Genomic DNA, 12,947 nt, shown 5'->3' with positions numbered 1-12,947 from the left:
TCACCGCACGCGAAGGGACCCCGAGATGACCCCCGAGCTCGACCCGATCCTGACCGGCCCCGGGCACAGCACGATGTCCGTCGCCGCGATCCTCGCCGAGACCGCCCGCCGCCACCCGGACCGGGTCGCGTTCTACCTGGGTGACGCCGCACTGACCTACGGCCCGCTGTGGGACCGCACGCGCGCGTACGCCGGTGCCCTGCGGGACCGTGGCGTCGGGCCGGGTGACCGCGTCGCGATGCTCGTGCCGAACGTGCCCGACTTCGCGCGCGTCTACTACGCGGTCCTGTCGCTCGGCGCGGTCGTCGTGCCCGTGCACCTGCTGTTCAAGGCCCAGGAGATCGAGTACGTGCTGCGCGACAGCGGCGCGACGCTGCTCGTCGCCGCGGCCCCGATGCTGGGAGAGGCGCTGCCGGCCGCCGCGGCGGCCGGGATCCCCGCAGTGACGGTCCTGGTTCCCGACGCGCACGCCGCTGCGGTCCCGGCCCCGCGCCTGGAGGACGAGGCCGACGCCGCGGCGCCGGTCGTCACGTACGCGTCGGTCAACCCGCTCGCGCCGGCCACGGTCCTGTACACGAGCGGCACGACGGGCCGGCCCAAGGGCGCGGTCGCCTCGCACCTGACCCTGATCGAGCAGGTGCACGTCACGCTGCTCGACACCACGGACCTGAACACCGACGACGTCGTGTTCGGGGGTCTGCCGTTCTTCCACACGTTCGGCCAGTCCGCCGTGCTCAACACCGCGTTCCGGCGCGGCGCCGCGATCGTGCTGCTGCCCCGGTTCGACCCGGACGAGGCGCTGGCGCTGCTGGTCAAGCACCGCGCGACGGTGTTCACCGCCGTCCCGACGATGTTCCTCGGCATGGTCCAGGCCGCCGCACGCACGCCCGACCGCCCGCCGCTCAAGTACGCGGTGTCAGGCGGCGCCGCGCTGCCGGTCGCGCTGCTCGAGGCGTTCGCGGACACGTTCGGCGCCGAGGTGCACGAGGGCTACGGCCTGACGGAGACGGCGCCGACGGTGTCGTTCAACTACGTCGGCGAGCCCATCCGCCCCGGCACCGTCGGCCGGCCGCTGTGGGGCGTCGACGTGGAGGTCGCGGACCCCGAGGTCGAGGACCGGATCGTGCTGCTCGGCCCGGGCGAGCTCGGCGAGCTCGTGGTGCGGGGCCACAACCTGTTCAAGGGCTACCTCGGCAACCCCGAGGCGACCGCCGAGGCCGTCGTCGACGGCTGGTTCCGGACCGGCGACCTCGGCACCGTCGACGCCGAGGGCATCGTGACGATCGTCGACCGCAAGAAGGACATGATCGTCCGCAACGGCTACAACGTGTACCCGAGCGAGGTCGAGGACGCGATGGTCCGCCACCCCGCGATCGCGCAGGCCGCGGTGTTCGGCATCGCCCACGAGACGCACGGGCAGGAGGTCCACGCCGCCGTCGTCCTCATGCCCGGCCTCGCGGCGACCGCGCAGGAGGTCGTCGACTTCACGCGCGAGCGGATCGCCGCCTACAAGTACCCGCGCGTGGTCCACCTCGTCGAGACGCTGCCGCTCGGCGGGTCCGGCAAGGTGCTCAAGCGGGAGCTCGTCGCGCAGTACTCGGTGCCGGCCGGGGAGCCGGTCGCACGCTGACGTGCTCCGGTACCGTCACATTGCGACGATGAGACGGTACCGGCGCAGTGCGCAGCATCGCGTCGCTCGCGGTGCCAGCGCTGGCGCAGGCAACGGCGGACTCCCCGGGCCCGACGTGCGGCTGCCATCGTCGACGCACGGCAGTCTGCACACCTGCACACGTCGCATCAACGGTCTGTCAAAACCATCACGGTTCCGTTATAGTTTTGCCATGGAACGCGAGCCTCTCGCCCGGGACGAACTGTGGGAGATCGCGACGACCCAGCGCGGCTTCGTCACCGCCCAGCAGGCTGCCGACGTCGGCGTCACCACCGGCGCGCTCCAGATGATGGTGCAGCGCGGGACGCTCCTGCGCGCCGCCTTCGGCGTCTACCGCTTCCCGCTCTACCCGAGCGACCAGCACGATCACCTGATGCTCGCCGTCCTGTGGACCCGCGCGTCGGAAGCGTGCCTCAGCCACGAGACTGCCCTCGACCTCTACGCGATCAGCGACGTGAACCCACACGCAGTCCACGTCACCATCGGTCGCCGTCGACGGTTGCGACGACAAGGGGGCGACGACTACGTGATCCATCACGAGGACCTCTCCCCGGACCAGATCGGCTGGTGGGAGCAGATCCCGACCGTCACCCCGGCGACGGCGATCCGCCAGTGCCTCGTCGACGGCACGCCCACCTACCTCGTCCGGCAGGCCATCGAACGCGGCTTCGCCGGCGGACTCCTGCGAGCCTCCGACCGCGACGAGCTGGCCGCAGCACTGGAGGTGAGGCATGAGCGGTGACATCCGGCCGTCACGCATCGCTGCGATGCTGCGCGTGCTGACACCAAGCAGCCGATCTGCCGACGCGGTCGTGGCCACCCACGATCGTCGGTCACGCGCACTGGGACCGGGACTTCGCCCGTGCTGCAGCATCGGCGGCGCTCGAGTGCACGCTCGATGATGCGGTGCGGGATGCCAACGCGTGGATCCGCGAGATCGCGGCATCCTGACCCGCTCACCGTGAACGGGGTGACGGAGCCTCGGCCGTTCGAGTCGCCCTTCACCGACCATGCGCCGGCCGGCCCCGACTTCGTCTTCCAGCCCTCCCGCGGCCACAGCCCGCTCAGCCCTCCGGGATCCCCTCGTTCTCCAGCGCGACCGCCTCGCCGTCGTACACGACGACGTCCCCGTCGCCGGTGTCGGTCGTGTACACCTCGCCGACGTAGTCCTGCACGCCGCCCTCGACGACCGTGATCCCGACGCCGCCGAACGCCCGGCGGCTTTCCTTCCCGAACTGCAGCGGGACGATCCCGTTGCCGACGACCTCGCCGGACTCCAGAGCCTCGACAAGGCTCTCGCGCGTGGGGTCCTCCCCGGCGCGCGCGAGCGCCTCGGCGAACGTGTACGCCACCGACATCCCGAACACGGTGTTCCCCGTGAACGGCGCTCCGTCGTTGTACTCGTCGTTGACCTTCTGGAACAGCTCGACCCACGGGTCGTCGGCGCTGAACGGGAGGTAGTTGGTGCTGACGAAGCCCTCGAGGAGCGCGGGCCCGACGTCCTCGCCGAGGTAGCCGACCAGCGTCGGGTAGTCGCCGCCCGACGACGAGGACAGCCACTGCGCGCGGTAGCCCATCTTCGCGGCGGTGCCGAGCGCGAGCGCCGTGAAGCCGTTGACGGTCGCGAGGAAGTTCACGGTGCACCCGGCGGCCTGCATCGCGCCGATCTGCGCGGTCACGTCCTGGTTGGACACCGAGTACGTCTGCGTGCTCGCGAGCTCGTCGAGCACCGTCGTCAGGCCGACGGTGAAGTCGGTGCCGAAGTCGTCGTCCTGGCCGAGCACGCAGTAGACGGCGTCGTCGTACGTCTGCTGGGCGTGGTGGGCGAGCACCTTGCCCTCGGTGATGTAGTCCGCGTTGTAGCCGAACGTCCACGGGTAGGTCTCGGGCTGGTCCCAGCTCGGGCTGCCCGACGCGACGAACAGGTCGGGGACCCCGTTCTCGTTGAGGTAGTCGAGCACCGCGGAGTGGGTCGGGGTGCCGAGGCCGTTGACGACGGCGAGCACCTCGTCCTCCTGGACGAGCTCGCGCACGACCGTCTGCGTGGTCGCCGGGTTGTACGCGTCGTCCTTGACCACGTACTCGATGCTGCGGCCGTGGATCCCGCCGTTGTCGTTGAGGTAGTCGAAGTAGGCGGACGCGGCCGCGGAGATCGACGAGTAGCCCGCCGCCGCCGGTCCGGTGAGCGGCGTGTGCGTGCCGATCGTGACGGTCTCCTCGTCGACGCCGGGGGACGCGGTGGGCGTGGAGCAGGCGGCCAGCGGCACGATCGTCACGAGCGCGACGAGCGTGCCGGCGGTGCGCCGCGGGTGGCGGCGCATGGGCAAGGTACGGAGCAGCGACATCGTCGTCATCCCTCGGTCGGTGTGCGGACGGGTTCTCCAGGGCGGGTGGCGGTGGGGCCGACGGGCCCGGGGCGTGCGGCCGGGCCGGTGGGGTCGTCCCCGCCGGTGGGGACGGGCCGTGCGGCGGTGGGCCCGGGTGCCGGGGGGCGTCGACGGGCCCGGCGGCGGGCGCGGGCGGTGGTGAGCGCGCCGGCCAGGCCGCCCGGGGCGCCGGCGACGAGGAGGATGAGCAGCAGGCCGAAGATCAGCAGCGCGAGCGTGCCGTCGAGACGCTGCGTGACCTGCGACGGGAGCGGCAGCGCGTCGGTCAGCGTGCCGACGAGCCACGGCAGCAGCACCAGGAGCACCGCGCCGAGCGCGGCCCCGAGCAGGCTGCCGAGCCCGCCGACCACGACCGCGACGAGCAGCAGCAGCGAGAGCGACACGGTGTAGGCGCCGGGCGAGACGGACTGCGTGACGAACGTGAGGACCGCGCCGCCGAGCCCGGCGGTCACGGAGCTGACGACGAACGCCAGCACCTTGACCCGGGCGGGCGCGATCCCGGCGAGCGCGGCGGCGACCTCGTCGTCCCGCACCGCGCGCATGCGCAGCCCGGTGCGCCCGTCGCGCACCAGGACGAGCCCGGTCACGGCGACGGCCGCGACGGCGAGCGCGACCCACGCCTGCCACTGCTCCAGGGCGATCAGGGTCCTGAGCGGGCCCGGGACGCCCTCGAACTGCGTCCGGATGCCGCGGTCGCCCTGCAGCGCGCCGACGCTCGCGGCCGCCGCGGGCACCGCGACGACGAGCGTGAGCGTGAGCCCGGCGAGGTACGGGCCGTGCAGGCGCGCGCCCGCGAGCCCGAGCAGCAGCCCGAGGACCCCGGCGGCCACCGCCGCGGCGACGGTCGCCGCGAGGAACCGCGGGAGGCCGCCGACACCGGCCGTGGTCAGCGCCTGCGACGTCAGCGCGTACCCGTAGCCGCCCGCCGCCATGAGGGCGGCGTGCCCGAGCGAGAGCTGCCCGCTGAGCCCGACGAGGACGGTCAGCCCGGCGGTCGCGCACAGGTAGGCCGCGGCGATCGCGAGCTGGTAGTTGCGGTACGGGTCGAGCAGGAACGTCAGGCCGATCGCGAGGACGAGCCCACCGACCGCGAGCAGGAGCGTGCGACGCGCGCTCATGCTCGCCTCGCCTCGGCCTGGGCGAACAGGCCGGACGGTCGCATGAGCAGCACCACGACGAGCAGCGCGAGCACCGCGACGGGGGCCAGCGTCGCCCCGAGGTACCCGGTGACGAGGCTCATGACGACCCCCACCGTGAGCCCTGCGAGGAGCGCACCGCCCGGTGAGTCGAGCCCGCCGACGACCGCGACGGTGAACGCGTAGACGAACAGCATGTCGGCGGCGTGCGGGTTGAGGCCGAGCTCCTTGGGCACCGCGAGCAGCGCGGCGAGCGACGCGGCGGCCGCGGCGAGCACCCAGCCGACCGTCCGCATCCGTGCGACGCGGACGCCGAGCAGCCGGGCCACCTCGGGCGCGAACGCCGCGGCGCGCAACTGGAGGCCGAGCGTCGTCCGCACGAACAGCAGCCGCAGGACCGCCATGAGCCCGAGCGCGACGACGACGACGAACACGTCGTACGGCGAGAGCAGCGGGACCCCGCCGACGCGCAGCGGCCGGTCGCTGAACGGTGCGGGGACGGGCTCGTGCTGCTGACCGAACGCGATGCCGAGCAGCGACTGCAGCACGATCACCAGGCCGATCGCGAGGATGACCCCGGACAGCGGCGAGCGGGGCGACGCGAACCGCAGGACCCCCCGCTCGACGACCAGCCCCACGAGGCCGCCGGCCAGCACGGTCGCGACCAGGCCCCACCAGTAGCTCCCGGTCACCCCGGTGACGGCGACGCCGACGTACACGCCGACGATCGCCATGGCGCCGGCGGCGAAGTTGACGATCCTGGTGGCGCGCCAGATGAGCACGAGCGACAGCGCGAACAGCGCGAACAGCGTGCCCCGGGCCAGCCCGGTGCCGAGCAGGAACACGAACCGGTCCATCAGAACCCCAGGTAGGCGTGTCGGAGGGCCTCGTCACCGGCGAGCTCGGCCGCCGGCCGTGAGGCGACGACCTCCCCGAGCCCGAGCACGAGGCCGTGGTCGGCGACGGACAGCGCCCCGGCGACGTTCTGCTCGGCGAGCAGGACGGTGAGCCCGGTGCGGTCGCACAGCTCGCGCAGCACGCGCATGATCTGGGCGACGACGAGGGGCGCGAGGCCGAGCGACGGTTCGTCGAGCAGGAGCACGCGGGGCCGGGCGACGAGCGCGCGGGCGATCGCGAGCATCTGCCGCTCGCCGCCGGAGAGCTGGTGGCCGAGGGTCGTGCGGCGTCGCTCGAGGGGCTCGAAGAGCGCGTACATCTCGGCGAGCGCGGCTCGCAGGCCGGCGGGGTCGCGGCGCCAGAGCCCGCCGAGCCGCAGGTTCTCCTCGACGGTGAGCTCGGTGATGACACCGCGACCCTCGGGCACCTGGGCGAGCCCGCGGCGCACGCGGTCCTCGACGCCGACGCGGGCGAGGTCCCGCCCGTCGAGGTGCACGGTGCCGGCCGACGGCGCGAGCAGCCCGGACACGGTCCGCAGCAGCGTGGTCTTGCCGGCGCCGTTGCCGCCGACGAGCGCGACGACGGTGCCGTCGTCGACGTCGAACGAGACGCCGTGCAGGACGGGCGCGCCGCCGTAGCCGACGACGAGGTCCCGCACGCTCAGGGCTGCGCTCACGGGGCGCTCACCTCGATCCCGAGGTACGCCGCGGTGACGGCGGGGTCGCGGCGGACGTCGTCGGGCAGGCCGTCGGCGATGACCCGCCCGAAGTCGAGCACGACGACCCGGTCGCACAGCCCCATGACGAAGTCGACGTGGTGCTCGACGAGCAGGACCGCGCACCCGGTCGCGGCGACCCGCCGCACGACGGCGTCGAGCTCGGCGATGTCGGCGGCGCCGAGCCCGCCCGCGGGCTCGTCGAGCAGCAGGAGCCGGGGCTCGGCGACGAGCGCGCGCGCGAGGGCGACCTTCTTCTGCTCGGGGTAGGGCAGCGCACCGACGGGCAGCGCGGCGCGGTCGGCGATCCCGAGGTCGTCGAGCGCCCGGAGCGCGCGGGCTGCCAGGTCGGGGGTGGCCAGTGCGCCCACCTCGACGTTCTCGAGCACGCTGAGCCCGGGGAACAGCCCGAGACCCTGGAGCGTGCGGGCGACGCCCGCCCGGGCCAGCCCCGAGGGCGCGCGGGGCGCGGGGCGGCCCGCGACGGTGATCGCCCCGGCAGCCGGCCGCACGAGTCCGCTGACGGCGTTGAACACGGTGGTCTTGCCCGCGCCGTTCGGCCCGATCAGGCCCACGACCTGGCCGTCGGCGACGTCGAGGTCGACGTCGGTGAGGGCCGCGAGGCCGCCGAAGCGCACGGTCAGTCCGCGGACCTGCAGTCGCATCGCACCCGCGCGGGCGGGCGCTTCCCGTGGTGGCATCGGCACTCCGTCGTGTCGGCGTGGTGCGACAGTACAGGAGAAACCGACTGGCCGGTATGTATCAGGTTCGACGCTTTCCCGGACGCCCGCCCGGTACCGCCGTCACGCGTGCGGGACGCCCGCGATCATGCCGCCGTCGACCACGAGCTCGATGCCCGTCACGTACGCGGACTCGTCCCCCGCGAGGAACAGCACGGCGCCCACGACGTCGTCCGGCACCGCGGGCCGCCCGAGCGGGATGCGCTGGAGCGTCACGTCGAGCCGCTCCGTCATCGGCGTCAGCACGAAGCCGGGGTGCACCGAGTTGACCCGGATCCCGTCGGGACCGAGCTCGACCGCGAGGGACTTGGTGAGCCCGCGCACCCCGAACTTCGACGCGACGTACCCGTGCAGGCCCGCGTCGCCGCGCATCCCCTCGACCGAGGAGATGTTGATGATCGACCCCTTCCGGGCCGCCTTCATGACGGGCACGGCCGCGCGCACCCCGAGGTAGGTCCCCGTGAGGTTGACCGCGATCACGGCGTCCCACTTCTCCCGGCCGTACCGCTCGATCCGGCCCGCGTTCGCGATCCCGGCGTTGTTGACCAGCACGTCCACCCCGCCGAGCCCGACCGCGGCCTCCACCGCGAGCGCCCAGCTGCTCTCCGACGTCACGTCGAGGTGCACGAACAGCGCGCGCTCCCCGAGCTCGTCCGCGAGCGCAGCCCCCTCCTCGTCGAGCAGGTCCCCGACGACGACGCTCGCGCCGCAGCCGTGCAGGGCCCGCACGTACGCGGCACCGAGGCCGCGTGCCCCGCCGGAGACGAGGGCCACACGTCCGTCGAGCCGCGTCATCGTCGTCCCCTCTGCGCTCGGTCCGGGCCCGGCCGCGTCAGTCCTGGACGCGGACCACGAGGCGGCCCGTCGTGCTCCCGCCGGCGAGCCGGGCGACCGCGGCGGCCGCGTCGGTGAACGGGACCACGTCGCTGACCTGCGGCACGACGGCCCCGGTGTCCGCGAGCCGCGTCAGCTCGGCGTGCGCGGCGGTGACGAGGTCCGGGCGGGTGCGCGCGTAGAGCCCCCAGTGCAGGCCGTGCACGGTGTAGTTCTTCACCAGCAGGTGCGCCGCACGGATGTCCTGGATGGTCCCGCCGGCGAACCCGACCACGACGATCCGCCCCTCGAACGCGACGCACTTCGTCGAAGCGACGAACGCGTCCCCGCCGACGGGGTCGTACACGACGTCGGCCCCGGCACCGCCGGTCTCGGCACGCACCGCGTCCGCGACGTCCTGCACGGACCGGTCGACGACGACGTGCGCCCCGGCGCGGCGTGCGGCGTCGGCCTTGGCGGCGTTCCCGACGACCCCGATGACGCGGGCACCGGCCGCGGCGCCGAGCTGGACCGCCGCGGTGCCGACCCCGCCTGCCGCGGCGTGCACGAGCAGGGTCTCCCCCGGCTGGAGCGCCGCACGCCGGTGCAGCCCGAACCACCCGGTCTGGTAGGCGATCGTGAAGGCGGCCGCCTGGGCGTCGTCGAGCGCGTCCGGCGCCGGGAAGACCTCGTGGGCGTCGAGCACCGCGAGCTCGGCGAGCACCCCGATGTGGGAGCCGACGACGCGCTGCCCGACGTCCACGTGCGTGACGCCGGCGCCGACCGCGAGGACCTCTCCGCACAGCTCGATGCCCGGCACGAACGGCAGCGGCGGGCGCACCTGGTACTCCCCGCGCGCGAGCAGCACGTCCGGGAAGTTCACGGCGACCGCCCGCACCCGCACGAGCACCTGCCCGTCGCCCGCGACGGGGTCGGGGAGGTCGACGAGCCGCAGGACGTCCGCGGGCTCCCCGTGGGCCGTGACGTGCCAGGCGCGCACGGCGGTCAGCCCTCGGCCGCGGAGGCGGCGTGCGGCCGGGCCACAGGTGCTGACCCGGCCGCCCCGGCCGACGCGGCCGAGATCGAGACGAGGAACAGGTCGGTGAGCTGGTTCGCGAGCACGGTCTTGTCCTCCGGGCCTTCGGGGCGGTACCAGTGGGAGAGGTAGTGCACGTCCGAGAAGAAGTGCGCGACGAGCACCGCGACGGGGACGTCGGTGCGGTACAGGCCCTCGGCCTGACCGGCCTCGATGAGGCCGGCGAAGGTGTCGTGGTACGCGCGGCGGCGGCGGGTCACCTCCTGCTGGCGCGGCGCCGAGAGCATGTGCGCGCTGCGGAAGAACACGGTGCCCTCGAGCAGGTGGTCGACGGACGTCTCGATGACGTCGACGCACACCGCGCGCAGGGTCTCGGCGGTCGGCTCGCCGCGCCCGACGATCGCGTTGAGGTGCTCGGTCTGCAGCGACAGCAGGCGCTCGTAGATGCCGAACAGCAGGTCGTCCTTGGACTGGAAGTAGTGGTAGAGCGCGCCCTTGGTCACGCCTGCCGCCTCGACCACCTGCTGCACGGAGGTGTTCGCGTACCCCCGGGACGCGAAGAGCTCGACCGCCGCCCGGGTCACGTCGTCCACCACGCTCGTCTGCTTCATCCGCACATCCTCACCCCATCGGCGCCACGGAGGCGCCACCGTCGATCACGAGCGTCTGACCGGTCACCCAGCCGGCGTCGTCGGACAGCAGGAACGCCGCGGGGCCGGCGACGTCGACGGGCTCGCCGATCCGGCGCAGCGGGTAGCGCGCGGCGACCTCCTGCTCGCGACCCTCGTAGAGGGCGGCGCCGAGCCTGGTCCGCACGACCGCGGGAGCCACCGCGTTGACCCGGACCCGCGGGGCGAGCTCGACAGCGAGCTGCGCGGTGAGGTTCATGAGCCCGGCCTTGGAGACGCCGTAGAGCGCGATGCCGGGGCTGGCCGTGAGACCGGCGGCCGACGCGGTGTTCAGCACCGACGCCCCCTCGCCCGTCCCGAGCCCGGCGGCGACCGCGTCACGCGTCCACTCGAGGGCCGCGACGACGTTGACGGCGAGGATCTTGTGCACCGCCGCGAGCTCGATCTCCAGCGCCGGGCCGTAGACCGGGTTGATGCCGGCGTTGTTCACGAGGTGGTCGAGGCGCCCGAACCGCTCGACCGTCGCGGCGATCGCCGCGGTGCGGTGCTCGGGGTCGTCGACCTTCCCGGCGACGCCCAGCACCCGCTCGGCTCCGCGGTGGGCCGACAGGGCGGCGACGGCGGCGTCGAGCGCGTCCTGCTTGCGGCCCGTGAGGACCACGGACGCGCCCTCGGCGAGGAGCCGCTCGGCGATCGCGAACCCGATGCCGCGGCTCGCGCCGGTGACCAGGGCGACCCTGCCCTCGAACCGCTGCATCGCACGCCTCTCCGTGAGGTCGGGTCACAGACCGACCGTCCGGTATGTGATCTGCGAGCGTACACGACAGCGAGGGCGAGCTGGTCGTCACCGTGACGGCCCACCGTTGAGGGCCCTGCTCGGCGAGGGGGCACGATTCTCGAGCGATCGTGCATCTCGACAACCGTCGCGCCCTTCACCTGAGGACCTCGAGCCCCGGATCCCCCCGCCAAGTCGCGCCGCTCGTGACCGTGGGCCATGATCCCGGTGCTGTCGAATCACCAGAAATCCGACCCTCCGGACCCCTCCCCCCTTGGAGTGCCCATGCTCGCGCTCGTCGCTGCCGCGATCTTCGCCCTCGCCCTGCTCCTCGACCTCGTCGAGGCGAACGTCGGGGACGCCCTGACCCCCCAGACGCTGATGTTCCTCGGTCTGTTCTTCGCCGCACTGCACCTGGGAGGAGTCGGCGGCGCGTCGCCGGTGAACGGCGGCTGGCGGGGGCGTGGGGCGAGCTACCGCCGGCGGTAAGAGCTCGTACCACCCGCTCCCGTCATCACGCCGGAATGCACCAAGAGGTCACGACGCGCTCCGTGCGTTCGTGGCCTCTTGGTGCACACGGCAGGAGCTCGTCGCGACCCGCGGCGATGAAGACCGCGACAGGATGTCGACGCGGCGGGTGTGGGCTGGCCGTGGGTCGGCAGCCGGTCCTACTCAGCCTCCTGTGCCTCGATCAGGTCGAGGTCGCGGACGCAGAAGCGGTGGTGCTCGAAGGTCTCGTTGAGCACCGTGCCGAGGCACTGCCGCACCGAGCGTCCCCGGGCGTACGGCGGCCAGACGTCGTCGTCGGGCACCGGCGCTCGCGCTGCGAGCTGCACAGCGGTGACCTCGTCGAGCCAGGCCTCGAGCTCTGCGGCCTGTGCGTCACGCACGCTCACGATCTCGTCGAGGGCCGGGTCGAGCGAGAGGTCAAGCCCGTGCGCTCCACGGTGGGGCTCGTCGGTCGTCCCGATGCCCATCGGCGTGAACAGCTCCGTCGAACCCAGGCAGCAGCGGCGGAACCACGAGTCGTGGACGAAGACCAGGTGGCGCATCGTCTGCACCGCCGACCACTCGTCGTTCACGCTGCGGCGCTCGATGCCGGGCGTACGGCGGATCCGCTCGATCGTGGCGGCCCAGCCGGCACGGAGCTGACGCGATGCCTCGCGCAGATCGGCAGGCTCCTCGGAGCGGATCAGCACCCGCACCGGATGACGCCGGTCGAGCTCTGCCTCGACGTACTCGCTGACCTCGACGCCGTTCACCACGAGGTTGGTGACGAACCCGTCGATCACGGCATCCTGCATGACGACGCCGATCAGGCGTGCCCCGGTCAGATCGCACTCGCGGAACTCCGCACCGTGCAGATCCTCGTCGATGTACCGCGTCATGCTCCGCACACTAGGCCCGAGCACCGACAAGCCAGCCCCGACAGGACCCGTCGGAGGACGAGCATCACGAGGACGACGGCGACGACGTCGAGACGTGGGTGGTCGATGATCCCGGGCAGGGGCCACGACTGCCCCTCGGCACGGTCCTGGCACGGATGGGCGCCGAGGGCACTCGGCGCCGCCGTCGGTCAGAGCACGGAGGACCCGCCACGCTGTCACAGGCACCGTCGCCGTCGTGGACGGTGCGTTTCGCTTCGCGCCGTCCGCCGTTCGCGACACCCTGCGGTCGAGGTGGCCCGACAGCACGTTCGTCGGGGCGAGCGGCAGGCGCGCTGAGGTGTCCGCCGGTCAGATCACCGTGTTCGAGCGAGGATCCGATCGCACTCGTCGCGCTCGACATCGACGGGAAGTGGATCTGCGTCGACTGGCGGGCGCCCGAGGTTCTCGCCGAGGTGGTCTCGTGATCATCTCGATCCCCGGATTCGCCGCCGGCTCCACGGTGATCCTCGCTGAGTGGGCGTGGGCACTGCCGATACTGCAGAGGGGATGTCAGCAGACACGCATGTCGCAACCCTGTGAGAGGCGGCCGGGCGTCATGAGCGGCGATGGCCTCGTTCGCGAAGCCTCGACCGTCTCACCAGACCATCACTCGGACTGCCAGTCCCTTGGCGGATTCAATCGGTCGTCGCAACACCTCGAGATCGTGGAGGTGTTCGATGGTTCGTCGGCAGCAGGCAGCGGACCGGGCAGAGCGCCCGAAGT

The 12,947-nt window shown here is 73.0% G+C and carries 14 protein-coding genes; 4 read left to right on the top strand and 10 right to left on the bottom strand.

Annotated elements, in window-relative coordinates:
- Positions 1-25 precede the first annotated feature (25 nt).
- A complete protein-coding gene (locus tag BMZ16_RS00065) occupies positions 26-1,630 on the top strand; it encodes a long-chain-fatty-acid--CoA ligase (protein ID WP_089797348.1) in 1,605 nt (534 codons plus the stop codon).
- Positions 1,631-1,841: 211 nt separating this feature from the next.
- On the top strand, positions 1,842-2,411 hold the full coding sequence (locus BMZ16_RS00060) for a type IV toxin-antitoxin system AbiEi family antitoxin domain-containing protein (RefSeq protein WP_089797346.1): 570 nt from the start codon (positions 1,842-1,844) through the stop codon (positions 2,409-2,411).
- A gap of 322 nt (positions 2,412-2,733) precedes the next feature.
- Here BMZ16_RS00060 and BMZ16_RS00055 read toward each other — a convergent pair whose 3' ends face one another.
- The 9 genes from BMZ16_RS00055 to BMZ16_RS00015 all read right to left on the bottom strand — a co-directional run bounded on the left by BMZ16_RS00055 (position 2,734) and on the right by BMZ16_RS00015 (position 10,779).
- A complete protein-coding gene (locus BMZ16_RS00055) occupies positions 2,734-4,014 on the bottom strand; it encodes an ABC transporter substrate-binding protein (RefSeq protein ID WP_255366266.1) in 1,281 nt (426 codons plus the stop codon).
- A 5-nt stretch (positions 4,015-4,019) separates the two neighbouring features.
- Positions 4,020-5,174, bottom strand: a complete 1,155-nt coding sequence (locus BMZ16_RS00050) for an ABC transporter permease subunit (protein ID WP_089797342.1) — start codon at positions 5,172-5,174, stop codon at positions 4,020-4,022.
- The gene (locus BMZ16_RS00045) at positions 5,171-6,049 is read right to left on the bottom strand and encodes a branched-chain amino acid ABC transporter permease (protein WP_089797339.1); all 879 of its coding nucleotides are present in this window, start codon (positions 6,047-6,049) and stop codon (positions 5,171-5,173) included. Before BMZ16_RS00045 ends, BMZ16_RS00050 begins: the two co-directional genes overlap by 4 nt.
- Positions 6,049-6,765 carry an ABC transporter ATP-binding protein gene (locus BMZ16_RS00040; RefSeq protein ID WP_089797337.1) on the bottom strand — a complete coding sequence of 239 codons (717 nt, stop codon included), beginning with the start codon at positions 6,763-6,765 and terminating at the stop codon, positions 6,049-6,051. Before BMZ16_RS00040 ends, BMZ16_RS00045 begins: the two co-directional genes overlap by 1 nt.
- Positions 6,762-7,469, bottom strand: a complete 708-nt coding sequence (locus BMZ16_RS00035) for an ABC transporter ATP-binding protein (protein WP_177199529.1) — start codon at positions 7,467-7,469, stop codon at positions 6,762-6,764. Before BMZ16_RS00035 ends, BMZ16_RS00040 begins: the two co-directional genes overlap by 4 nt.
- Before the next feature lie 138 nt (positions 7,470-7,607).
- The gene (locus BMZ16_RS00030; RefSeq protein ID WP_089797335.1) at positions 7,608-8,339 is read right to left on the bottom strand and encodes a glucose 1-dehydrogenase; all 732 of its coding nucleotides are present in this window, start codon (positions 8,337-8,339) and stop codon (positions 7,608-7,610) included.
- A 37-nt stretch (positions 8,340-8,376) separates the two neighbouring features.
- Complete coding sequence (locus BMZ16_RS00025; protein ID WP_089797333.1) at positions 8,377-9,357, bottom strand: NADPH:quinone oxidoreductase family protein; 981 nt, start codon at positions 9,355-9,357, stop codon at positions 8,377-8,379.
- A 5-nt stretch (positions 9,358-9,362) separates the two neighbouring features.
- On the bottom strand, positions 9,363-10,004 hold the full coding sequence (locus tag BMZ16_RS00020) for a TetR/AcrR family transcriptional regulator (protein WP_089797330.1): 642 nt from the start codon (positions 10,002-10,004) through the stop codon (positions 9,363-9,365).
- Positions 10,005-10,014: 10 nt separating this feature from the next.
- Positions 10,015-10,779, bottom strand: a complete 765-nt coding sequence (locus BMZ16_RS00015; protein ID WP_089797327.1) for an SDR family oxidoreductase — start codon at positions 10,777-10,779, stop codon at positions 10,015-10,017.
- 303 nt (positions 10,780-11,082) lie between these two features.
- Here BMZ16_RS00015 and BMZ16_RS00010 point away from each other — a divergent pair, with 303 nt between their 5' ends.
- Entirely contained in the window at positions 11,083-11,286 is a 204-nt protein-coding gene (locus BMZ16_RS00010) for a hypothetical protein (RefSeq protein WP_089797325.1), read from the top strand.
- A 179-nt stretch (positions 11,287-11,465) separates the two neighbouring features.
- Here BMZ16_RS00010 and BMZ16_RS00005 read toward each other — a convergent pair whose 3' ends face one another.
- On the bottom strand, positions 11,466-12,185 hold the full coding sequence (locus BMZ16_RS00005; protein WP_089797323.1) for a DinB family protein: 720 nt from the start codon (positions 12,183-12,185) through the stop codon (positions 11,466-11,468).
- A 460-nt stretch (positions 12,186-12,645) separates the two neighbouring features.
- Between BMZ16_RS00005 and BMZ16_RS19470 the strand changes: the two genes are divergently transcribed.
- A partial coding sequence (locus BMZ16_RS19470) for a hypothetical protein (protein ID WP_218143282.1) occupies positions 12,646-12,947 on the top strand: 302 nt, incomplete at its 3' end.

The sequence above is a fragment of the Cellulomonas sp. KH9 genome, assembly GCF_900114185.1.
Taxonomy (GTDB): Bacteria; Actinomycetota; Actinomycetes; order Actinomycetales; family Cellulomonadaceae; genus Cellulomonas.
The sequence above is the reverse complement of the archived record's forward strand: the minus strand, read 5'-3'. Positions and strand labels throughout refer to the sequence as shown.

Coding starts and splice junctions, on each gene's coding strand:
- BMZ16_RS00065 (WP_089797348.1), top strand. CDS start 26: ATGACCCCCGAGCTCGACCCGATCCTGACCGGCCCCGGGCACAGCACG.
- BMZ16_RS00060 (WP_089797346.1), top strand. CDS start 1,842: ATGGAACGCGAGCCTCTCGCCCGGGACGAACTGTGGGAGATCGCGACG.
- BMZ16_RS00055 (WP_255366266.1), bottom strand. CDS start 4,014: ATGTCGCTGCTCCGTACCTTGCCCATGCGCCGCCACCCGCGGCGCACC.
- BMZ16_RS00050 (WP_089797342.1), bottom strand. CDS start 5,174: ATGAGCGCGCGTCGCACGCTCCTGCTCGCGGTCGGTGGGCTCGTCCTC.
- BMZ16_RS00045 (WP_089797339.1), bottom strand. CDS start 6,049: ATGGACCGGTTCGTGTTCCTGCTCGGCACCGGGCTGGCCCGGGGCACG.
- BMZ16_RS00035 (WP_177199529.1), bottom strand. CDS start 7,469: ATGCGACTGCAGGTCCGCGGACTGACCGTGCGCTTCGGCGGCCTCGCG.
- BMZ16_RS00030 (WP_089797335.1), bottom strand. CDS start 8,339: ATGACGCGGCTCGACGGACGTGTGGCCCTCGTCTCCGGCGGGGCACGC.
- BMZ16_RS00020 (WP_089797330.1), bottom strand. CDS start 10,004: ATGAAGCAGACGAGCGTGGTGGACGACGTGACCCGGGCGGCGGTCGAG.
- BMZ16_RS00015 (WP_089797327.1), bottom strand. CDS start 10,779: ATGCAGCGGTTCGAGGGCAGGGTCGCCCTGGTCACCGGCGCGAGCCGC.
- BMZ16_RS00010 (WP_089797325.1), top strand. CDS start 11,083: ATGCTCGCGCTCGTCGCTGCCGCGATCTTCGCCCTCGCCCTGCTCCTC.
- BMZ16_RS00005 (WP_089797323.1), bottom strand. CDS start 12,185: ATGACGCGGTACATCGACGAGGATCTGCACGGTGCGGAGTTCCGCGAG.